This is a genomic window from Gallintestinimicrobium propionicum, assembly GCF_025567525.1.
Lineage (GTDB): Bacteria > Bacillota > Clostridia > Lachnospirales > Lachnospiraceae > Gallintestinimicrobium > Gallintestinimicrobium propionicum.
In genome coordinates this window covers 121652-144052 of sequence record NZ_JAOQJY010000003.1, presented here as the reverse complement: position 1 = coordinate 144052, position 22401 = coordinate 121652, and the positions used below count along the sequence as shown (strand labels likewise).

Below are 22401 nucleotides of genomic sequence, written 5' to 3'. Positions count from 1 at the left end.
GATTGCTTGCAGTCCAGAAAACATAGAAAGCGCTTCACGGAGAAAAAATAATTCGTGAAGCGCTTTTAAAATGCCTGACTGTACTTTCAGGAAAGTGGTGCCGACATCAGAAACAGGGAAGCGGTCAGATGCCCGTCGGAATCCTTTTGATAGGATAAGTGGCTGTTGTTGCCAAAATGGAGCTGTAAGCGTTCATTGACGTTTCGGATTCCAAAACCGCTGCTGACGGTCAGGGAAGTGTTTTCATAACGCAGAAAGGCATTCAGCTGTTCCGGATCTGCTCCGATTCCGTCGTCTGTAACGGAAATCTCGGTGCAATCAGGCTGCCTGTGAATCTGAATCCGGATGGTGAGATGGTCGAGATTCGCATTATGCAGAATCGAATTTTCCACGAGAGGCTGCAGGGTAAACTTGGGGATCGGGATCTGATCCGCTTGTTCGGGAGAGAAATCCGGGATCAGCTGGATGTCGCAGGGGCGTTCCATCTGATAGATTCGGATAAATTCCCGGATATTTTCGATTTCCCGGGAAAGGGAGGCAGTTGAATCCGGACGGGAAATGCTGTAATGCATCAGATTGGAAATTGAGGAAACAATGTCTGCGATGGAGTCTTCGCCCTTACTGAGGGCATGCCAGCTGACCATATCGAGTGCGTTATAGAGAAAATGCGGGTTGATCTGAGCCTGCAGAGCGTGGAGCATGGCGGTACGTTTTTGCCTGTTTTCTTCGATAATCTGATCCATCAGCAGATTTTCCCGTTGAATCAGCGCTGTAAAACTGTGACAAAGCACCTGAAGCTCCGCGTCGTGATAAACCGAAAACCGTTGTGTCTGAAAGGTTCTGGTATCCTCGATGGTGCTGATCAGATCCGCCAGGGAAATTATCGGCTCGGTGATTTTGCGGGAAAGCAGATACAAAACACAGATCAGTAGGAAAAAAGCGATCAGTACAAAAAGGATATAGGGAAATAGTGCGGTAATTACAATCTGCTCAATGTCAGAAAGAGGGGTCAGGAAGGTGAGGAAAAGATCTTGGTTCATGGAAGAAGTACTGACCAGATAGCGTTCATGGGAAGTCGAATCGCGCAGGATCTGTCCGGAGCTTTTGGAAAGCGCGCTGAGAAATAAGCTGTCGGAAACTTCGCTGGAAGCGTAAAGAAGCTCCTGATATTCGTTGCTCAGAAAAAATCTGCTGTTCGGAGTAATGGATCCGGCAGAAATTTTTTCGAGGAAAGCATTTTCCGGAATGGCGATCACGACAGTTCCGATTCCCTCTGAGGAAGAATTTATCGCATAATTGTAGACATATTTGGAATAACAGAGTTCATCGGTATCCTTATTGATGAAAAAATAGGGAGACCAGGTTATTTTTCCGGTGCGTTTATACCATTCCTGATCTTTCACAAGACGGGAAGAATAAACCTGACAGGTACGCAGCGCAACGTGCTCAGAAAGCGTATAGGCATCGCAATAGGAATCCATAGGAAGCGTATCGTTTAAGTAAAACAGAATACGGCAGTCGAGATTGGAGGTAAAAAGCTGCTGATTGAGATAGTTATTGAATTTTTTGCGCAGAAGTTCCCGGGCACGGAACATATCCAGATAGGAACTATTGTTCGTGTTGGCGAGTTCTCCGATTTCTTCGTCGTTGACCAACTGAAATGGAACCATGCTGAAGGAATCAATATAGCTGGTAAAAATGGTTTCGTTATATTTTTGCAGATTGATTTGCTGCTGTCGGATCTCCTGAAACAGGACGGAACGGAACAGGAAAAATATAAAAAGATAAGAGGTCAGAAAGACAGCGGACAGGACGCTGCACAATGTAATAAAAATTTTTCGGCGCATACAGATCTCCTTTCCGAATGCAGCAGCTAGAATGATGCAGATTGCGATTTCTATATCGGGTTGATTACAGACGGCAATTACGGTATTCTGTTGGGTTCATCCCGATTTTTTTCCGGAAAAGCGAGGAAAAATAACCAGCGTCATCGTATCCGCATTTATGGGCAACTTCTCCGATTGAGTATAAGGGAGAAGCAAGCAGAAGACAGGCACGCTCGAGTCTCTTTTCCGTTACATAGTTGTTTAAGTTTTTGCCGGCATGCTGTTTGAAAAGTGTGCTCAGCCAGGAAAGCGTGATGTTCATATTGTCCGCCATGGCAGAAATAGAAAAATCCGGGTTAGTATAGTGCGTGTCGATATATTGTAGCGCATAACGGTACAGCGCGGAAGTATTGTTGTTCTTCTGTGATAAGAGCAGGTTTAAAATATCAAAATACAGAGTTTCCAGATAATTTGCTTTGGAAGCCGGATTTGGAAGGGAATACCAGGTTTCCAGCGTATGTGTTTTTGAAGTGAGCAGAGATTGCTCTGTAAAATGAATTTCCCCAAGATAGTCATACAGGGTGGTCAGAATCCTGGTACCCATCAAATTGCAGAGATTTGGATCGCTCATGCAGTTATGGTAAAGCGGAGAATGGAAAAAATCTTCAATGCAGCTGATATCGTGATGGCGCAGCGCATCAAAAAGTTCCTTCTGATAGTTGCTTTCTGACAGGGCAAGAATTTTCTGATGAGAGGCTTCCTTGCTTTTATATAATTCTGTAAGAATATCTTCCAGCTGTTCGAGTTTCTGCCGGGTGACAGGTTTTAAAATATAGTGCTGTACATGATACTGCATGGCACTTTTGGCATATTCGAATTCGCGGTAACCGGACAAAAGAATCACAGGAATGCCGGATAAAATCGGTGATTCGCTGATTTGTCTGGCAAGTTCAATTCCATCCATATGCGGCATCTTGATGTCAGAGATGATAACGTCAGGACGGCAGGTCTGCAGAAAGTTTATGGCCTCTGCTCCATCCGAAACGCAGCCGCAGATGAGACCGTTAAAACGGGACCAGTTGAGCTGTTTTTTCAGACCGTCCAGTACAATCTGTTGATCGTCCACCAGTAATATTTTAAAAGATGACTCCATTTTAAAACCTCTTTTCTCCCCTTTTTCCTTATTGTGGCAAAAAGAAGAAAGGGTGTCAATGGAGGATGCAGAGCAGTAAAAAAAATTCATAATGAACAAAAAACTTTCAAATTGAGATCTGAAGGAGCGGCCAGTAAAATAAAACCATCAACAACGCAAGGGAGGAAAAAGAGCATGGGGAAACCGAAAAAAAAGAAAGGAAAGATGAGCCAGGCAGTTGTCAGAGAGAATATCCAGTTGTACTTACTGATGCTTCCGGTCTTTCTTCTGATTATTGTTTTTTGTTATGGACCGATGTTCGGCCTTGTGATCTCGTTTCAGGATTATATGCCAGGTTCTCCTTTTTGGGGTGAAGGAGTGGAATGGGTTGGCCTGACGCATTTTAAACGGTTTGTAGAAGGAAAATATTTCGGACGTCTGATTAAAAATACACTGGTGCTGAGTGGAATGAATCTGCTGTTTGGATTTACGGCCCCGATTCTGTTTGCGCTCTTAATCGACCAGATCAAGCGGCTCCGTTTTAAAAAGATTGCGCAGACAGCCAGCTATATGCCCTATTTCATCTCTACGGTCGTCGTAGCGGGCATGGTGATTTCTTTTATCGATCAGGGGGGACTGATCAGCAATTTCCTTTCTGCAGTGTTTGGGCTGCCGAACCAGAACTGGCGGGATCAGGCACCGGCGTTTCCTGCAATTTATACGATCACAAATGTCTGGAAAGGATTCGGCTTTGGCAGTATTCTGTATATTTCTTCGATCACATCGATCGATCAGAGCCAGTATGAGTCGGCAAGAATTGACGGGGCAAACAGAGGACAGCAGTGCTGGTACATCACATTGCCTGGAATTAAAAATATTATTGCGATTAACCTGATTCTGGCGATCGGAGGAATTCTCGGGACAAACAGCGATCTGATCCTGCTTTTATATTCCCCTGCGACATACGATGTTGCGGACGTAATCGGAACCTATACCTACCGTATTGGTATCGAAGGCGGGCAGTACAGTTATACGGCTGCAGCGGGGTTATTCATGTCAGTAATTGGATTTGTACTCACTTATATTGCAAACAAAGTGAGCGATAAACTGACAGGATTTGGGTTATGGTAAAGAAAAGACTGATTTTGGTAACAGGAGATTAACATGAAAACAGGCAAAACAAAAAACAGAATCAGAGAAGGAAATCCGGCGGTAACGGTACTTCTGTATGTGCTGGTGCTCCTGATTTGCATCGCGACCGTTTATCCGATGTATTATGTATTGATTCTTTCCATCAGCGCGCCGGAATATGCGGCAAAAATGAATGTCTATCTGGTCCCGAAAGGGTTTTCGCTGGATGCGTATAAAATGCTGGCCGGAGACGGGGAAATGTGGAGAGCGTATTTGAATACAATCCTCTACACGGTTCCGACGACTGCTCTGATGCTGGTTACGAGTGTACTAATCGCTTATCCGCTGACGTATAAACATCTGGCAGGACGCAAATTTGTAAATATGTTTCTGCTGATCCCGATGTATTTTTCAGGCGGTATGATTCCAGCGTTTTTGCTGATTACAAAGCTGAAACTGTATGGAAGTCCGCTGTCACAGGTTCTCCCGGTATGTTTCTCGATCTGGAATATTATTCTGATGAAAGCGTTCTTTTCCAGTATTCCGGAAGGATTGAGGGAAGCTGCAAAAATTGATGGCGCAGGAGTGATCCCGATTTTGACAAATATTTATCTGCCGCTGTCAAAACCGATCCTGGCGGTTATTTCCGTATATACGATTGTGGGACGGTGGAACAGCTGGTTTGATGCACTGATATATTTGCCGAAAACGGAGTGGCAGCCGCTGCAGTTGTTTTTGCGCAGGATCCTGGTAGAAAGTACCAGACAGGTAACGGATGTCCTGGATCCACAGATGGCGGCGGAAATGGTAAAAAAACAGATGTCTGGTGCGCAGTTAAAATATGCGATGATTATATTTACGACGCTGCCGGTTCTGTTTACATATCCGTTCTTCCAGAAATATTTTGTAAAGGGCGTTATGCTCGGTTCATTAAAAGAGTGACAGTATTCTGTTATTTTATAGAAAATAAAAATTATAAAACCGGGAAATAACCGTGAAGTGACTGCAGGCACGGAGAGGTTATAAAATAAAAAGTAACTGTTCAACAGTATGACCGCAAAGACGGCAGATTCTGACATAAGGAGGGTGCAGAATGAAAAAGAGTTGGAAAAAAGGGATAGCGGCAGCGATGAGTGTACTGCTGGCAGCTGGTATGGCAGGATGCGGACAGACGAATACAGCCAATAGTACGGCGACTTCCGGTGATGCTGCTACAACAGCACAAACTGAAGTGGCACAATCCAATACGGATAATGGCGATTTAACTGTAGTAAAAATTCTGGGACGCAATTACACTTACACTGGGGCGAACGGAAAAACAGTCACTTTAAAAGACTGGTCAACAGAAGGCAAGAGCAAGCGGTGGGATAAATTATCTGAAAACCTGGCAGCAAAGGGTGTGAAGTTGGAACTGGATCTGATTGAGCCGGATCAGTTTGATACGACGATTCAGACCATGGCGGCGAGCGGAGAACTGTTCAATTACGATATGATTAACATTACTCCTCTGGATGATAAGACAAAATTAAACCTGGTTAAACAGGGACAGCTGCAGTCGATCAGCGATATCTGGGAAACCTATTCGGATGGAACTTATACCGATTTTATCAATTCTGACGCCGGACAGTTCTATTTCAAACATGTTGCGCTGGAAGACGGAAAGTGCTACTGGCTGACAGATTATGAAACCGGTTCTTATGAAGGAAAACCTACCAATTTCATACTTGCTTTTCAGATTCGACAGGACTGGCTGGATGCAGTCGGAAAAGATATGCCGACAACGACGGACGCGGTTTATGAAGCTTTAAAGGCATTTCAGGATCAGGATGTGAACGGAAATGGACAAAAGGATGAGGCATTTCTGACAGATTACAGTGGATTTGCTACAGATGTTGCGCAGTGGTTTGGACTTGGTGTTGGAACGACGTTCGTCAATAATCAGAAAGATTATAAAGTGGAATCTCCCTGGTATCAGGAACATGTAAAGGATTATATCCAGTATATGCAGAAACTTTACACAGCCGGATTATTGAAGATGAATGATAGTCAGGGCAGCACTTACATGGCCAATAACCAGGTGGCTGCAATTTCCCAGTGGGGAACAGAACTGTGGGAGGAAACGGCCATTACTGTTCCGGAAGGAGCAGAATATCAATGGTTTGCACCAATGCGAGTGGATGGAATTGAGGGAGAAACGTCTCTGTTCCGTGGCTCAAATGCATATAACATGGGCTGGACCGCTACAGCAGTGCCTGCAGGCAGTGACAAACAGGAAGCGATTGCAAAGATTCTGGACTATCTGGTTACACAGGAATCTATGGATCTGACAGAGTATGGTCTGGAAGGTGTAAGCTATGAAGTGGTGGACGGGAAAATGAGCAATACTCTGGACAACACTTTGGAAAATACAGATGCTGTAGGCATGGCACTCTGGTGCAACGGCTCCATTTTCCCAAGATACAAATTGAACAATGATCTGAGCACAGAGATGGATAATACAGTAGTGTTTGCAGAGAAAAACGGTGTAAAAACCAATCAGACAGCAAAGAAAGATTTCACGATTTCCTGTATCAAGGATCCGGATCATCGTATTTTTCATGATTTGGGAGTTTTGGCAATCCCTACGGTAGAGGAAATCAATAAAGCGAACGAGATCAGCACAGATCTTGAAACATATTCCAAGGAACTGCTGACAAAACTCATCATGGGTGAAAAGAGCCTGGATGACTGGGACAGCTATATTCAGGATCTGAAAGATCTTGGACTGGATGATCTGATTGCGGTACAGCAGGCGAGAGTTGACCGCGCGATGAAATAAAAATAATCAGAAACAGACAGTGTGAAAAGTAAACTTATCCGTTTATTTTCACACTGCTGTTTGCGTTACAGAGATCTGCAAAAAGGGAGGTTATTATGGCAGAACAAAAAAAGAACGGGATTCCGCAAAAAGGACCTGATACAGGAAACTATTGGTGCACCTGGGATACGCAGTTTCGCGTAAACAGCGTGGAAGACGGGAAGGATACGAAAAATCTGCGCAATGTGCTGACTCAGGATTTTCTGTTTGCAGAAGACGGAATGCTCCGAAACTATTTCAAAAATGTACGGCAAGATTTGTATGTTCTGCTGGACGACGGCTGGGACGTCGGGAAGGATGTGCCCGGAAACGGAGCGGTCAGCGTATTTGGCAGTCTGGTGCTGGATGCTGATAAATTTCCGGATTTTACAGGAGAACCATGGGAACGTCTTACAAAGCTTCGTTGCAAGCTAATGGAGCTTGGATATCGTGGCCTTGGTTTGTGGATTTGTGCCAATGCGACCGGAGAGGAAGAGGCACATCCGCTTTCCGTAGAAGAGGCGGAAAATTACTGGAAAGAGCGTGCGATCTGGTGCAGAAAAGCAGGAGTGGACTACTGGAAAGTAGACTGGGGATATCATTGTGGTGACGCAGCTTATAGAGAAATGATGACAAGAATTGTAAAGCAGTATGCACCTGACCTGAAAATTGAGCATGCGGTGTGTCGCGGTCCGTTGGATGAAAAAGTGGAGCACTGGAAACGCGTTGGGAAACTGCTGTCAATCAGTGATTATGTACGGACGTATGACGTGGTAAAAGAATTTACCTACAGCACGACGATTGCTCGAACCTGGGAGATGTTCGACCAGGACAGGGAAGTGCAATTTGGCTGCAGAGGAATTCCGAATATAGAGGATGCACCGCTTTTGGCAGCAGGACTTTGCTGTTCGATGGGCGTGATGCGCCATCCCTGCTGGGGCGGCACAGAAACAGACGTCCTGGATTTTGGACGTAAGTGGAACGAAGTAGAGCGTGCGCTGCGCTGGCAGAGAATCGCACCTCCGTTTGGAATTTGGGAAAGTTCGGCAGAAGCATTTGGCGGACTCAGAAAAGACTGGACAGAGATGCTTTCCGGTCCGGAAGGAGAAGGCTGGCTGAAAAACCTGATTCCGGAGGGACGTTCGATTTCGCAGGAAGCGCCGGCTATTCTGACGAGAAATATGGATTGTCCAGAGATTTTTGCAAGAGAAGAAGAACTTCCGTTTCTTGCCTGCAGTATCCATCCAGCGACAGGTACTGTGAGCATCGCATTTATGCCGCGAACATGCGGAGACCGAAAGATATTTACACCGAAAGCTGACCTGAATGTAAAGCTTGGAGCATTTGTAAAACCGATTGGCGTATTTGGTGAGTTCGGAATCCTGACAGTTGAACTCGGAGAGGCGGTCGAAGGCAGAGTTTATCTGCAGGATCTGTGCCGGGAAGAAGCCGTGGAAGTTACGGATCTGGTTGCAAAAAGCCGTGACAGGATCGTGCTGGATTACGATGCTCTGGCACAGAACGGCTGGCTTAAAAATGATGAAGGAGACTGCTCTGCGCCAGGATTTATGATCTGGCAGGAGTGAGCTTCTGAAAAAGAAGCTTTTCCTGTTTTGTCGTTCGTGGAAGCTGTTCGGGACACCGTATGGAAGACCTTTCAAAAGAAACCATAGCCGATTTGCCTTTTTTATGATACGCTTAGTGCAGACGCAAAAAGCGCTCATATTGACTGAATTTGCAGACAGCGTATACAAAATCAGGGGGTAAGGAGGAACTCATGGGGAACAATTGGAAAATTACGGACACGCTGACAAAGGTGTTCGCAGAGGAAGCACCGGATGGACAGGGGAGCATTCGCCTTTCAACGCTGCATCGGGAAACCGTATCCTGTGTGATTGCATATTTTGGGGCGGCAGACTGGGGACGTTACTGGAAGGTTTCCGTAAAAGCGCCGGAAAAAATTGAGACGAGATTGCGCCGGGTTGAGCTGGTTCCTTCGGCTTATCCGTGCCATAAGGAGCAGGACGATAACTATCTGCGCATCGTACCCGGGATGTATCCGGATCTTTTGCGCGATCTGGATACAGAGGGCGATGGCGCGGACAAAAAATATCTGACAAAAGAAGTACCCGGACAGTGGCGCAGCCTGTGGCTGGATGTGACGGTCGATGCGGAGCTTGCAGGCGGGGACTATGCCATTATGATCGAAACGGAAACTGAGGACGGAGAAAAAGAGACGTTAAAAGCAGACCTGCATGTGGTCGATGCGTCGCTTCCGCCGCAGAAGCTTTTGCATACGGAATGGTTCCATTCTGACTGTCTGGCAGACTATTATCATGTAAAACCGTTCAGCGAAGAACACTGGAAGATTCTGGAAAACTTTATCCGCCTGTATGCGGCGCGTGGCATCAATACGATTCTGACACCCGTATTTACACCGCCTCTGGACACTGCGGTCGGCGGCGAGCGCACGACGGTTCAGCTGCTGGACATCCGCAAGGACGGTGATACCTATAGCTTCGATTTTTCGAAACTGGAGCGCTGGATCGGAATTTGCCGCTTTGCCGGAATTACGCATTTTGAAATGGCGCATCTGTTTACCCAGTGGGGCGCTAAGTGCGCACCGAAGATTATGGTCTGGGAGGACGGCACGCTTCGCCATAAGTTTGGCTGGCACACGGATGCACAGAGCCCGGAATATGCGGACTTTCTGGCACAATATCTGACTGCACTGACAGATTTCCTGAAAGAACAGGGACTGCAGGATAAAGTCTTTTTCCATATTTCAGATGAACCCGGCGAGGAGATTTTAGAGGATTATAAAAAAGCGCGGGAAATGGTACTACCCTATATTCAGGGATTTCATACGATTGATGCGCTTTCTGACGTTGGATTTTGTGAAAAAGGCCTGGTCGATCTGTTTGCACCCGGAACAAACTGCATGGAGCCGTTTTTGGAAAAAGGAATGGAAGGACTGTGGACCTATTATTGCACCGGACAGTGGAAGGAGGTTTCCAATCGGTTCATGGCGATGCCTTCTGCGCGTACCAGAATCCTCGGTGTGCAGCTGTATCTGTATAAAATCAGTGGATTTCTGCACTGGGGCTTTAACTTTTATAACAGCCAGTATTCGATCAAGCACATCAATCCGTATGCGGTAACGGACGCGGGAGAAGCATTTCCGTCCGGCGATGCATTTTTGGTTTATCCCGGCGAGGGCGGCGTACCGGAGGAATCTATCCGTCTGATGCTGATGCAGCAGGTGATGCAGGATGTGCGTGCGTTTGAACTGCTGGAATCGCTGGTCGGCAGGGAAAGAGTCTGTGAAATCATCGCAGAAGGAACGGATGAACCGATCACCTTCAAGCGCTATCCCAAAGAAAAAGAATGGCTGCTAGCCTTAAGAGAACGGGTGAACGCGGAGATCGAAAAAGCAATTGCGATACAATAGAATGCACGCTCTGCGAGCATTCTATTGTCATGAATAAGAAGCGCAGGGCGAGAGCAGGACTCTTGCCCTGTTTTCTGATTTTCAAATGACAGGAGACACGAATGGCTTTATTTAATAAATTATCGGTTACGAATTTTACAGCTTCCACCATCCCCGATGATTTCCTAAAAGATTTTGCGCACCATCAGAAAATTACCAGAAAATGGGTCAGGACAGATGCCGGATGGGAGCTTGAAGATGCTTCAATTTTGCGGGAATGGGATGCGGAAAAAAGAATCTGGCTTGCAGGATATATGCGGGAAAAAATTCAGAACGGAGGGACGGTAATGGCGGCTTTTTTACCCGAAGGTCAGCTGGCAGGCTTTTGCTGCGTAGGAGGAGATCTTGCGGGTGAAACGGCAAGCTATGCGAATCTGTTGCTGCTTTTTGTGGACGACCGCTTTAAACGGCATGGAATAGGAAGGCTGCTTTTGCAGGAAGCATGCAGATATGCAAAAAAACTCGGCGCGGAAAAACTGTTCCTTTCTGCAATTCCGTCGGAAGACACGATCGCCTTTTATCAGAACATGGGATGCGTCGATGCGAAGGAAATTGTAAATCCTTTCGTAGACGACGAAGAAGACAGGCTGATGGAAATTACGACGAAAGACGGAAACTGAGGAAGATGGGCAGAACTATGCAGACAGAACAAAAGAAATTCGCAGAGCATCGCAGATTTTTGACATATGCAATAGCGCTGTGCACTATCCTGCCATTTGTGGTACAGGGCTGTGGAAAACCGTCCCGAGAGACCTGGCAGGATGTGGATACCGAAGCGGAAACAGTGATTGTGCTGGAAGAGGATGAAGAGCCGAAAATACGGATGGAAGATGTTTGTCTTGAGCTGTATCGGGAAGCAGGCAGAAGCGGACGGCTCGGGGAAAAAGAGACCATTGCACATATCGTAAAGCAGTTTGGAGAAAACGGATATCCTGCAGTAGACCAGAAAAATAGGGTCGATATGGTGCGGGCATCAGAGGTAAAGCGTTTCTGCAGGCGGGCGACGGATCAGCAGGAGGCGCAGATAGAAATTGTCGAAGTTGACTGGAACGGTGGCTTTGTGGAGTACGAGCTGCAGGCGGCAGAAGGCAATCTCGATGTGACACGAAATTATTATCATTATGAAGATGAAATGATGCGCAAAAAGACGGAAGAACATTTTACAGCGGACAGTTGGTCGTATACGGAGGATGGTTATCTGATGTTTTCCGGAACCGGGGTGCTGGATGAGATGTATGTGATGACGCTCAGCGACGTTAAGGAATATGCGGCGCTGCGGGTGGAGCCTCTGGACGAAGCCTGCCGGGAATGGAACGAAAAAGCGCTCCTGCCGGTCGGCTATGAATGCAACAACCTGTTTCTGACAGACTGGGATGAAACGGATTTCGGAGAGCTGGACTTTTATGATCTGTTCGATGTTTTTTATCCGCAGATATATCATCGGAAAATCCCGTGGCAGAGTGGGAAAAATGCTGGAAACAGCACAGTGTACGGAATTCCGTCAAAAGAGTTCGAATCGGTTATTCAGGAGTTTTTGAATGTAAAAACAGATATCCTGCGCAAAAAAACGATTTACCGGGAGAAAGATGACACATATGAATATTATCCGCGTGGATTTTATGAGTCAGAGTACCCGGAGCATCCGTACCCGGAGGTGACAGCGTTTCAGGAAAATGACGACGGGACGGTAACGCTCACTGTGCATGCTGTTTTCCCCTATCTCGGAAGTTCCAGAGCGTTCGTTCATGAGGTGACCGTGCGCCCGACGGAAAATGCTGCGGCTGCAGTGCGGTATGTGTCCAACAAAATTGTTTCCTCACTGGATGATCCGGACGACAATTGGTATGTGCCGCGTCTGTCCGGAGAGGAACGCAGTTTATTGTATGAAGAAAATACAGACTGAAAAATGGCTGCCGTATAGGGGAATTTCCCTGCGCGGCAGTCATATGTTAGCTACAGTTCACTCGTACTATTCGCAAAAGCGCATCTTCGATGCTTTCCGCTGCTTCGCAGCTCATTTTTGCTCATAAAATGGCGCTCCCTTCGTGGTTTCTTGTGGGCAGATTCTCATGCGAGCATGGAATCTGCCCACAAGAAACCACGAGTGAACTGTAACATACGTTATAAAGTTTTTGTAAATTCGAATGGTGACAGATTGAATTTGGAAAAAGTATTTTGTATAATAAAGTTACAGTTCCTGCTGATAGGAATATTTTAGAAATCGGGAAATCAGATAATCTATTATAAGCGGAGCATCGTATAGCGGTGTATCCGGCTTTCTTCTATCTTTTCAAGCCAGAATCGGCGAATGATTTCCGTGAGACAATGAACCGAAGATTAAGCGCGCAAACCTTGGTGAATACCGTGAAAATGAACAGAAGCGGCAGATGCGTTTCCTTTGCTTTCACAAAAACTGAATAGAAGCAATCCAAACACGCCGGATGAACTGAAAATCTGCATCCGTGCAGCCAGGAAAGAATTAAAATATGGCATTCCGATTCTGAAAGTAAAAAATTACACGCTGGAGGATATTTTTGAACGGCGTCTATGGATGCTGATTCCGTTTTATATCTTCCGGTATGAAAAAGAACTGTCGCAGATCGACAGTGATGAAGAACGTCTTGAAAAACTGAGAAGAGAATACGAGAGGGTGGCAGAAATGCTGGATCAGGAATGTAAAAACGGACGCATGAGGTCAGTCACAGGTGGAGCGCTATGCGAGCTGTCCCGTACTGTTGTGGAAAAACTGGCGTCAAAATATAAAAATGTGGAAAAGGAGGTAGCTGAAGTTATGGGAGGAAAGGTATTAACCTATCGGTCAAAAGAACTTTATCAGGAAGCCCTGGCGAAAGGAATCGAACAAGGTCTTGCGAACCTTGCAGCGGGCAAATACCAGCGGGGCGAGAGCGTAGAGAAGATTGCTGATGATCTTCTGATGAGCACAGCAGAGGTAGAAAAACTTTTAAATCATCAGAAGGAAGCGGACGATGATAGTTTTCAGATGGGGTCACTAGAGATAGCAGCGCTCTTGGGACACTGGAAATGGTTTTAAAAGTGGATTCTGTCTTTCAGTAAAACGTAACTTGAAAAAGTCGACATGATCTGTCCGAAATGACTTGAAAGAATAATAAAAAGTAAAAATCGCCCAATCCGCAGTTAAAAAAAACCTGCCGGATTGGGCGATTGATATGTCAGAACAAATTATTCCGCATCAATGGATTTACCCTGCTCAACTACACAGATGTTGGTCTTGCCGGGGTTGATTTCGATTTCGTTGCCGTTGTCGTCATAGAACTTGGTCGGTGCGAAGTCGCTGGTCTTTTTCCAGGTTACATGGATGCCCTTGCCGTTTGTGAAGTAGTAGCCGTCTTTGGTGTCGTCGTGGCACTGGAAAGACAGATAACCCTTCGCATCACGGGTTTCATAATAAGCAAACTGAACTAAAACGTTCTTGAATGACAGCTGTTTGTTATTGGCGCCGTCCATATGCTTCTGGTCGCCTTTCTGCATACCCTGGAAGCGATAGTACAGACCATCTTCTTCGTTATATTCGAAATAGGTCTTGGTAATCGGGTAAGCGCCTGCCAGATCGATCTTGGTTGCAGGGATTGCACTGCTTCCGTACTGTTCCAGCGTGTTCGGATTGTTTGTGGAAGCGAATTTGAAGTGATCGCTCTGATAGTTCTCAGTATAGGTTTCGGAATAGCCGAGGGCCTGAGCGGCTTTGTCGATACGGTCGCCGCTTGTATAAGCATTATGCGGAGCTTTACGGTCGCTGGTGCGGTAGAAGGCTGCGTCATACAGACCTTTTTTCTGGGAAGGGTCGCTTGCCAGAACAGCACCGGTGATATTATTGGTAGTAGGATCATTGATCGCGTTCAGAATGTAGAACGGACCGCCGATATGGCAGTAAATTGCATCCCATTCTTTTGCCCAGTAAACATAATAATCGCGGCAGCTTCTGATATTGCCGATGCGTTCAATGTTTTTCCAATCCTTGAAAACAGCCATCAGACGGGTCATGTTGCCTTCTACGCTGCATTCATACAGGATATCAGCATTGGAAAGCCCGTAGTGCGGGAGCGCTGCATTTTCATCGGGGATCATAACTGCGATCGGACGCTGATCTGCGAGATCGCCGCTGATCCATTCGCCGGTCAGGTCACTTTTTACCATGCCTTCTTCCGGAGGAACATCCTCCTCAACGGTTGCTGTTTCCGTCTCAGATTCTGTTTCAGCAGGAGCGGCAGTGCTTTCCTGCACCTCAGCTACCGGAACGGTTTCTACGGTGTCATTTTTGCTTCCGCAGCCGAACAGCATGGATGCGCATGTCAGACCGGTCAGCAGAAATACAGCCAGTTTCTTCATTTTGGTTCCTCTCTTTCTTATAAATCGTCGAATGCGGGAAACGGAAATCCATACACAGGATATCCAACTGCCCGCGCGAAAAAGTGTGAAGCGTCTCTGCGTCACACAACTGTAACAATTATAGCGTAGCAAAATTGGTTTGTCACTACATAAAACGATATTAAATCTTAATTATTCCTGTATACGATAAAGCCTCACTCAGATCCTATAAGAGTTCTTTGAAAGGTGGAAGATAGTCGGGATACAGGCTATATCCACGAATTATTCTGCTTCCTTCGAACGTGTCTGCAGAATGGCATGGACGAACTGAATTCATGACAATAGAAATGCTCGCAGAGCGTGCATTCTATTGTTTTACGAAACTGTGCGAATGCTTCCTTGAGTTATGCAGAAAAATAAATTAAAATAGAACATGGTACTATTATAAAAAGAAATGTTTATCAAAAAACAACGTATGATAGAACTGCAGAACGTAAATCTGCGTCTGCGGGCAGGAGGGAATGTGAAGAAACGAAACTGGTATCTGATCCTTGGTATGCTGCTTTTGGTGCAGCTGATTGCGATTTTTTATTTTGGAAGTAAAAAAGCAGGGTTCCATTATGATGAATATTATTCCTATTATTCCTCCAACGTGTCGATCGGTCTGGTGCCGACCGACCGGGAGTGGAAGCCGGGCAGCGAGATTGCGGACGAATTCCGGGTTCTGCCGGGGCAGCGGTTTCAGTATGGGACGGTTACGCGCATGCAGACCTATGACGTGCATCCGCCGTTTTACTATCTGCTGCTGCATACGGTATGCTCGCTGTTTCCCGGAAGGTTCAGCAAATGGTCAGGAATTGGACTGAATATAGTGCTTTTCGTTCTGAGCTGGAGTGTGCTGGCGAAGCTGACGCGGCGGATTGTGACGGGTGCGCTGAGGAGCGCGGCTGCGCCTGGTGGGAAAGCGCAGACCTGTGTAACGGCGGCGGACGTTCCGGAGCGTATCATGCGAGTGATGATTTTCGGAGTGTGCCTCCTGTATGGTTTTAACCCGGCGGTTTATTCCGGCGTTATGCTGGTTCGAATGTATATGCTTCTGGCTCTGTGGATTTTGCTCGTGACCTGGCTGCATGTAAAAAGCCTGCAGGAGAGAAAACGCGGGTTTTCCTTTTATCTGCCGCTGATGGCGGTTGTTTATCTCGGTTTTCTGACGCATTACTATTTTGCTGTTTATCTGTTTTTCCTGGCAGTGGCAATGGAGCTGTATCTGCTGTTGGAACGTGCAGAGCAGAAAAGCTGGGGGCAGAAATGGAAAGACTGTCTCATTTATGCGACTGCTGTGATCGGAGCGATGCTACTTGCCGTAGTCAGCTATCCGGCGTGTCTGAGCCATATTTTTCGGGGATACCGGGGGACGGAAGCGATGGGTGCGTTCTTCGACCTTGGCAATACGCTTGGAAGATTCCGGTTCTTTGCAGGACTGCTCAATGAATATGCCTTCGGGTCGATGCTGTACGGATTTGTTCTGCTGCTTGTCCTGATGGCGCTGACAGTCTGGGGAATTGGACGGATGAAAGCCGGACGGAAAGCTGTCGCTGCGACTGTGCAGAAATCTGGGCAGCAGACAGCAGAGCACGCAGCCGCGCAGGAAAATTCGAACCGGCAGGCTGACGCTTTCCGCGAATCATTCTGGGAAGCACGGCGTGTTTTCTGGATTCCGGCGGCAGCAGTACTCGGTTATTTCCTTGTCGTGACAAAAACAGCACTCCTGACGGCGGAGGAAGCGAACCGATATCAGATTCCGATCTACGGGCTGATTTTGCTGCTGATGATGGTTATATTTGTACTGCTCGGACAGAAGCTTTTCGTGTTGACTATGAGAAAAGGGACTGCTGTAAAAAGCGCTGCGGGGAAAATCAGCGATACCAGAGATACATCTGCTCCGGAAAAACGGTCCGTGCACGATAAAGCAGCCGGCTATGTGCTTCTGGCGGTATTTCTGGTGCTGGCAACAGGACAGATTCGAGGGCTGGCGGATGGAAAGGTGCTGTTTCTTTATGAAGAAGACACAGAAAGCATCGCGTTTGCGCAGGAGCATAAAGAGAAACCGGTCGTTTATTTTTATAATCCCAACCTGACCTGGATGATCTGGGACGATTCACTGGAGCTGATGCAGTATGATGAAATTTATTTTGCGAGCCTTGCAGATGTTTCGACTGTGGAGGATGATACAATCCGGCAGGCGGATCAGGTGCTTGTATATGTTTCCAGAATGGAGCAGACTGAGGAGGCGCTGCAGGCTATTGCAGATGGAATGGGCGGTGATGTGAAGATGGAAAAGATCAGAGAGCTGCTGTATTGTGACCTGTATTTGATAGCAAGAAAGTAATGCGTGCTCTGTGAGCATGCTATTATCAGGAATAAAAAGACTCCCGTTCCGGTGGCAAATGAAGAAGGAATCATTCTCCATTTGTCACCGGAAATGGGAGTTTTTTCATGATAATCGTTTTACTCAGCAACGCTTTCCGCCTGGGCTGCTTCCCCATCAGCTGCAGTGCTTTCCGTGCCAGCCGCATCTGTTTCTTCTGCAGCGCTTTCTATATCAGCGGTTTCTTCAGAGGTGCTTTCCGTATCTGTGTCCTCTGTTTTGGCTGCGGTACTTTCTTCTACAGTGCCTTCTTCTATAGTGCCTTCTTCTACAGTGCTTTCTTCAGCTGTAGTTGTTTCGATTACGCTTTCGACAGTGGTTTCTGTTTCTGCCGGCGTCTCTGTCTTGGGAGTATAGTGGCGGTAAATTGCAAAAGCAATCGCAAGTACGATTACTGCAAGTACGAAATAACTGCAGATGCGAAGGAGCTTTTTTCGTTTCTTTTCCTTCTCCAGACGTTCTTTGCGATGCGCTTTTTCCTGTTTATAACGGTCTACTTTTTGTTGGCTCATTTTATGTCCTCCATCAAATTTCTTAGTTATCACTATACAGAATAACTGTGAAAATTCTGTGTCAGGAGGGCAGATTTTTACGGGAAAAAACGTTATAACGCAGATGCGCCTTCCTACAGACACGAAAGTTGTCTGCAGGAAGGCGCAAGCAGATAAAGATTTAACCGAGGAACAGGCCGTACAATACGGCGATCAGGATGCCGAGCAGCGCGCCGACAAACACCTGTAAAGGGGTATGGCCGACGAATTCCTTGAGCTTTTCTTCGTAGGAGATCGGCTGCCCCATCTTTTCCCAGAATTCCATCATTTCATTGATGACCTGTGCCTGGAGACCGGTTTCCCGGCGCACCCCTCTGGCATCATACATAACGATAATCGCTACAATAGCGGCAATGGCGAATTCAAAGCTGCCGCCGCCGTATTGCATTCCGGATGCGGTTGCGAGTGCGCAGACAGTGGCGGAATGGGAGCTGGGCATGCCGCCGCTTCCGACTAAACGTTCCGGATCAAAGCTTTTGGTGATACAGGTATAAATCACTGTTTTGATGACCTGTGCAGCGAACCACCCCGTAACTGCGGACATAAAAACCGTGTTGTGAATCAGTGCGTTAAAAAAGTCCATAAAATACCTCTTTCTCTTTGGAAACTAAATTAGGCAAAATGCCATCCCCTGATTTTTTATTTTACACTTTTTTTGTCAGTTTTACAACGTTTCCCATCTCATTTTTGCAGACGGGAGGTTTGAAGATGGCAATACGGCAGCGCAATGAAAAACGGCGCGGCAAGGATGAGCGGATAAGCGTAGCGCAGATCGGAGGCGACAGGAGTTGCCAGAAGCAGGGTAAGTACAGTTCCGATAAACGGTACAAAGAGCACGAGAAACCGCCGCTGTCCGTATAAAAACTGATATGCGGCAAAATACAGGACAGCCCAGAAGTACGCGCCGATGCTCCATAAAATACCGTAAACCGGAAGCATATCAGGAAGCTTTAAAAGAATTTCACCGATTTTGACCGGAAACTGACCCCGCAGAAGATGCGGCCAGGAAAGTCCGATTTCGTTCGGAGAAATCCCTTCATTCGTGCGTAAAGCAGCCGGGGCGGGGAACCAGTATCCTTTTGTCTGATCGATAAAGGCCTGGAGATAGTCGCCCGGGTAAGAAATACCGAGCTGAATCCAGAGGGTGAAATATTTTGAAGGATTCCGGATGATCGCATCGGCATGGTTGTAGGAGACGAGTGCCTTGATGGGATCGGAGATCACCGGATTGTAATACTCCGGAATCAGGGAAGTATCGACTACATCATCGATGAGCATTTCCTGCTCTGCGCTCAGCTGTCGACCGTTAGAAACGACACAGGCAATCTGCTGCAGAGGAATGGAGAGGGATTCTGTAAAGGAAGCGCGCTCAACATGGCAGGCAGTGTATACAGGGCCGGTGATGACCAGGGATAAAAGGAGTATGCCGACCTGCACGGCAAACATTTTTTTCCATGCCCGGCGAAATGCGAACAGAACAAACGGGAGGGTGAACAGGAAGATATAAAGCCCGTTTGAACGCAGGGTGCAGACGAAAAAGCCGGAAAGGGAAAGCCCTGCCCAAATGCCCGGACGGTTATCCGGGTTGCAGAGCAGTTCATATAAAAAGCAAAGATATAACAGCATAAATCCGGAAAAAAGAATATCTTTCCAGACGGTTACGGCAAAAATTGCGTGAAATGGAACGAGCCCCCAGAAACAAAAAGACAGAATCAGCCAGAGGCGTGAAGCGCCTGATCTTGCGAGGAGGGATAGCGTATAGGTTTCAATAGCGGCCATAGTGCACATCTGGAACAATGCATAACAGGCGATTCCGGTGTTTATGCTTCCGGTCAGAAAAAATCCGATATGGTAAAACAGGGAGAACAAAAGCGTGTGCAGGATCGGGTGGTGGTTACTGAACGGGATCAGGCCGGTAGCCTGGGAAAACTGGCTGATGCTGTCCGGGGTCAGAACACCGGGAAACTGGTACAGAAACCAGAACAGCCAGCAGAAGAGCAGACCGAAGTAACAGAGCAGCTTCTGTTTGCGGGACAGGGCATGCACTGCAGATATGGCTGGGGGTACAGGACATGCACCGTCAGGCTGCTGCAAAGTGTTTTGGGCAAAACGCCGCTGCTGTCTGGATGCAAGAAACAGCATGGACAGTTCACAGAATCGGAAGAATATAAAATACAGACCGATAACCGCAGCCGCCAGGAATGCAAGTCTGAATATGCGGCTGTCAAAGCTGCCGGACAGTTCAGCATGCTTTGCTGCTGCATAAAATAAGGTGTAGAGAACTGCGAGAAGTCTGCATATTGGATAAAAATGGCGCGGAAGCACAGAAGAAGCTGCTCCGATATTCGTCAGTCTTTGCGTCAGCGTTGGAGAAAAAAGGAGGAGCATGCCTGCAAAGATCAGGACAGAAAAAATATCTGCCGGATGGATGGAACCGATATCGCATAGTGCAAAGGCTGCAAAAAACGCTGCAGTAATCCGAGTGATACCGGGCTTCTGGAATGAAATTATATTTGTCATAAGATGGGAGTCCTCCTGGAAAGCAATGAATGATTTTGATCTGTATATGGATTCAGTTTAGTGTCAGTGAGGGAAAAAAGCAAGAAAATTACCCGGAAAATGGAGCACCTCCATTTCCTTGACATGAAATGGGGGCAATGGTACATTTAATGCATCAGACAGGGGTATCAAAATTATGATAATGATTTTAATGGAATGGGCGTATATGGCGACGTTGTCGTTTCTGATGGGCTTTGCGTGTCTTGCACCGTTTCGAAAAAAGGGCGGTTGTCAGATTCATAGCGCAGTAACCTATATGATGGCGGGTCTGCTCGTATTGAATGTGTATGCAGAGTATTTCAGCCTGTTTGCCGGCGTTGGCTTCTGGGCAAGCCTGATTGCCGTTTTTGCTGCGGTCATCGGCGGAATGCTGCTGCGTCGGGATTTGGCGGATTTTTTCAAAATTTTGAAAACACAGGCATGCCAGAAAAAAACGGAAAGAAGCGACGAAGAGCTTGAAAACTCAAAAAGCCTTTGGTGCAAAAAAAACAAAGCCGTCTGGCTGCTGTATGCCGGTCTGACGCTTTTATTTGCATACGGCTCGTCGAGGGGATATATGCACTACGATACGGGACTGTATCATGCACAGGCAATTCGATGGATCGAAGAGTACGGCGTTGTGCCGGGTCTTGCGAATCTGCACAGCCGGTTCGGTTACAACAGCGCTTCCTTTGCACTCAGCGCCTTCTTTAGCGAGACGTGGCTGATCGGACGGCCGATGCACTGCGTGGCTGGATTTTTTGCGCTGCTGTGCGCGTGTAAATGCGCGGCAGGGCTTATGGCATTTTGGAAACGAAAAAAAGTGCGAATATCGGATTTTTTATCTATCGGCGGTCTCTTTTATCTGATAGCAGTGTTCCGGGAGATGGTTTCCCCGGCGTCCGATTATTTTGCAATGTTGGTTTTATTCTGGGTAATAATGACCTGGGTGGAACTGTGGGAGCAGGAAAGGGACTGTCCCATCGGGGAAAAGCAAACTGTGCCTTACGCGCTGCTGAGTCTGTATCTGGTGTATGCGGCGACGGTGAAGCTGTCCACAGCGGTAATTTTGCTTCTGGTTCTGTATCCGGCGGTGTTGCTGCTTAGGCAGAAAAAATGGCTGCAGATTGCAGGCTATATTGCGCTGGGACTTCTGATTGCATTTCCGTATCTGGCGCGGAATGTGCTGATTTCCGGCTGGCTGTTTTATCCGTTTACGTTCTTGGACTGGTTTCCGGTAGACTGGAAAATTTCCAAAGGCTATGCGGACAGCGACGCAAAGGAAATCCAGGCGTATGCGCGGGAGATTTACAATGTTTATCAGCTGGATCAGCCGTTGAAGCAGTGGCTGCCGAACTGGTTTGCAGCGCAGGCTGGATTCGATAAGCTTCTGGTGCTGGCAGGCTGGGCAGCGATCCCGGTGAGTGCAGTGCTGGCGGTGCTCGGAGTTGTGTGCGCAGTCAGAGCAGGCCGGGCGGCGGTTGCGTCCCATGCGGGCAGCGCTGCGTCCGCGGAGAATGGTACGCGCGCGTTCAGAGCAGACCGGGCGGCGGTTGCGTTCCGTGCGGGTAGTGCTGTGTCTGAACGAGAAATCGGCGCACCCTTGCCCGCCCGCCGAGTCGCACATCTTACGCCCTTGTGTTTTTCCCTGCTTCAGCTGTGTGCAGTGGTCGGTTTTTTCTTCTGGCAGCTCGGGGCGCCGCTGGTGCGGTACGGATATTTTTATGTGTTGTTTTTGCCGCTGACGGTGTTTGGAAGCCTGTATTGTATGGCGGCGGAAAAGCTGGCTGGTTCAGAACAGGGACACAATGGGCGTAAATGGTTGAAAAATGCCGGATATTGGGCATTTGTGGGATTGCTGGTAGCATTTTTTACCTATAAGGGGTATAATCTGATACAGATGGTTCGGGAGCTGGCATATGAGCCGTATTATCTGTGGCAGCAGGATTATGTAGATGGATCTGCAGAGATGTACGAAGTGGATGGTGTGACGATCTATGTGCCGACGGACAGAGGGCAGATCGGGTATAACAAATTCCCGTCATCTCCAATCGTACAGGATATCGAGCTGCGGGGCAACTCGATTCGGGACGGTTTCCGGAAAAAGCCGAAATGATCCGGC

Annotated in this window: 16 protein-coding genes; 10 read left to right on the top strand and 6 right to left on the bottom strand. The window is 47.3% G+C overall.

What is annotated here, in order from left to right; genetic code table 11:
• Positions 1–86 precede the first annotated feature (86 nt).
• Positions 87–1847, bottom strand: coding sequence for a cache domain-containing sensor histidine kinase (locus tag OCV62_RS03725; protein WP_262585181.1), 1761 nt, complete (start codon positions 1845–1847; stop codon positions 87–89).
• Between the two features lie 64 nt (positions 1848–1911).
• Complete coding sequence (locus OCV62_RS03720; protein WP_021914806.1) at positions 1912–2979, bottom strand: response regulator; 1068 nt, start codon at positions 2977–2979, stop codon at positions 1912–1914.
• Between the two features lie 174 nt (positions 2980–3153).
• Here OCV62_RS03720 and OCV62_RS03715 point away from each other — a divergent pair, with 174 nt between their 5' ends.
• The 8 genes from OCV62_RS03715 to OCV62_RS03680 all read left to right on the top strand — a co-directional run bounded on the left by OCV62_RS03715 (position 3154) and on the right by OCV62_RS03680 (position 13467).
• Complete coding sequence (locus tag OCV62_RS03715; RefSeq protein WP_021914805.1) at positions 3154–4089, top strand: ABC transporter permease; 936 nt, start codon at positions 3154–3156, stop codon at positions 4087–4089.
• A gap of 33 nt (positions 4090–4122) precedes the next feature.
• Positions 4123–5031 carry a carbohydrate ABC transporter permease gene (locus tag OCV62_RS03710; RefSeq protein WP_021914804.1) on the top strand — a complete coding sequence of 303 codons (909 nt, stop codon included), beginning with the start codon at positions 4123–4125 and terminating at the stop codon, positions 5029–5031.
• Between the two features lie 151 nt (positions 5032–5182).
• On the top strand, positions 5183–6907 hold the full coding sequence (locus OCV62_RS03705; RefSeq protein ID WP_021914803.1) for a type 2 periplasmic-binding domain-containing protein: 1725 nt from the start codon (positions 5183–5185) through the stop codon (positions 6905–6907).
• 95 nt (positions 6908–7002) lie between these two features.
• On the top strand, positions 7003–8511 hold the full coding sequence (locus OCV62_RS03700) for a hypothetical protein (protein ID WP_021914802.1): 1509 nt from the start codon (positions 7003–7005) through the stop codon (positions 8509–8511).
• 191 nt (positions 8512–8702) lie between these two features.
• Positions 8703–10376 carry a DUF4091 domain-containing protein gene (locus OCV62_RS03695; RefSeq protein ID WP_262585178.1) on the top strand — a complete coding sequence of 558 codons (1674 nt, stop codon included), beginning with the start codon at positions 8703–8705 and terminating at the stop codon, positions 10374–10376.
• Positions 10377–10477: 101 nt separating this feature from the next.
• On the top strand, positions 10478–11035 hold the full coding sequence (locus tag OCV62_RS03690; RefSeq protein WP_021914801.1) for a GNAT family N-acetyltransferase: 558 nt from the start codon (positions 10478–10480) through the stop codon (positions 11033–11035).
• Positions 11036–11052: 17 nt separating this feature from the next.
• Entirely contained in the window at positions 11053–12318 is a 1266-nt protein-coding gene (locus tag OCV62_RS03685; RefSeq protein WP_262585177.1) for a DUF6070 family protein, read from the top strand.
• A 495-nt stretch (positions 12319–12813) separates the two neighbouring features.
• Complete coding sequence (locus OCV62_RS03680; protein WP_262585176.1) at positions 12814–13467, top strand: hypothetical protein; 654 nt, start codon at positions 12814–12816, stop codon at positions 13465–13467.
• A gap of 149 nt (positions 13468–13616) precedes the next feature.
• Here OCV62_RS03680 and OCV62_RS03675 read toward each other — a convergent pair whose 3' ends face one another.
• Positions 13617–14783 carry a DUF3048 domain-containing protein gene (locus OCV62_RS03675; protein WP_262585175.1) on the bottom strand — a complete coding sequence of 389 codons (1167 nt, stop codon included), beginning with the start codon at positions 14781–14783 and terminating at the stop codon, positions 13617–13619.
• Positions 14784–15237: 454 nt separating this feature from the next.
• Here OCV62_RS03675 and OCV62_RS03670 point away from each other — a divergent pair, with 454 nt between their 5' ends.
• A complete protein-coding gene (locus OCV62_RS03670) occupies positions 15238–17151 on the top strand; it encodes a glycosyltransferase family 39 protein (protein WP_262585173.1) in 1914 nt (637 codons plus the stop codon).
• A gap of 119 nt (positions 17152–17270) precedes the next feature.
• On the opposite strand, the gene OCV62_RS03665 is transcribed toward OCV62_RS03670, so the two are convergent.
• The 3 genes from OCV62_RS03665 to OCV62_RS03655 form a co-directional block, all read right to left on the bottom strand.
• On the bottom strand, positions 17271–17702 hold the full coding sequence (locus OCV62_RS03665) for a hypothetical protein (protein WP_262585172.1): 432 nt from the start codon (positions 17700–17702) through the stop codon (positions 17271–17273).
• Between the two features lie 160 nt (positions 17703–17862).
• A complete protein-coding gene (locus OCV62_RS03660) occupies positions 17863–18324 on the bottom strand; it encodes a divergent PAP2 family protein (RefSeq protein ID WP_262585171.1) in 462 nt (153 codons plus the stop codon).
• A gap of 98 nt (positions 18325–18422) precedes the next feature.
• Complete coding sequence (locus OCV62_RS03655) at positions 18423–20261, bottom strand: DUF6020 family protein (RefSeq protein WP_262585170.1); 1839 nt, start codon at positions 20259–20261, stop codon at positions 18423–18425.
• 175 nt (positions 20262–20436) lie between these two features.
• On the opposite strand from OCV62_RS03655, the gene OCV62_RS03650 reads away from it, so the two are divergent.
• A complete protein-coding gene (locus OCV62_RS03650) occupies positions 20437–22395 on the top strand; it encodes an LIC_10190 family membrane protein (protein WP_262585169.1) in 1959 nt (652 codons plus the stop codon).
• Positions 22396–22401 lie beyond the last annotated feature (6 nt).

Coding starts and splice junctions, on each gene's coding strand:
- OCV62_RS03725 (WP_262585181.1), bottom strand. CDS start 1,847: ATGCGCCGAAAAATTTTTATTACATTGTGCAGCGTCCTGTCCGCTGTC.
- OCV62_RS03720 (WP_021914806.1), bottom strand. CDS start 2,979: ATGGAGTCATCTTTTAAAATATTACTGGTGGACGATCAACAGATTGTA.
- OCV62_RS03715 (WP_021914805.1), top strand. CDS start 3,154: ATGGGGAAACCGAAAAAAAAGAAAGGAAAGATGAGCCAGGCAGTTGTC.
- OCV62_RS03710 (WP_021914804.1), top strand. CDS start 4,123: ATGAAAACAGGCAAAACAAAAAACAGAATCAGAGAAGGAAATCCGGCG.
- OCV62_RS03705 (WP_021914803.1), top strand. CDS start 5,183: ATGAAAAAGAGTTGGAAAAAAGGGATAGCGGCAGCGATGAGTGTACTG.
- OCV62_RS03700 (WP_021914802.1), top strand. CDS start 7,003: ATGGCAGAACAAAAAAAGAACGGGATTCCGCAAAAAGGACCTGATACA.
- OCV62_RS03695 (WP_262585178.1), top strand. CDS start 8,703: ATGGGGAACAATTGGAAAATTACGGACACGCTGACAAAGGTGTTCGCA.
- OCV62_RS03690 (WP_021914801.1), top strand. CDS start 10,478: ATGGCTTTATTTAATAAATTATCGGTTACGAATTTTACAGCTTCCACC.
- OCV62_RS03685 (WP_262585177.1), top strand. CDS start 11,053: ATGCAGACAGAACAAAAGAAATTCGCAGAGCATCGCAGATTTTTGACA.
- OCV62_RS03675 (WP_262585175.1), bottom strand. CDS start 14,783: ATGAAGAAACTGGCTGTATTTCTGCTGACCGGTCTGACATGCGCATCC.
- OCV62_RS03670 (WP_262585173.1), top strand. CDS start 15,238: ATGATAGAACTGCAGAACGTAAATCTGCGTCTGCGGGCAGGAGGGAAT.
- OCV62_RS03665 (WP_262585172.1), bottom strand. CDS start 17,702: ATGAGCCAACAAAAAGTAGACCGTTATAAACAGGAAAAAGCGCATCGC.
- OCV62_RS03660 (WP_262585171.1), bottom strand. CDS start 18,324: ATGGACTTTTTTAACGCACTGATTCACAACACGGTTTTTATGTCCGCA.
- OCV62_RS03655 (WP_262585170.1), bottom strand. CDS start 20,261: ATGACAAATATAATTTCATTCCAGAAGCCCGGTATCACTCGGATTACT.
- OCV62_RS03650 (WP_262585169.1), top strand. CDS start 20,437: ATGATAATGATTTTAATGGAATGGGCGTATATGGCGACGTTGTCGTTT.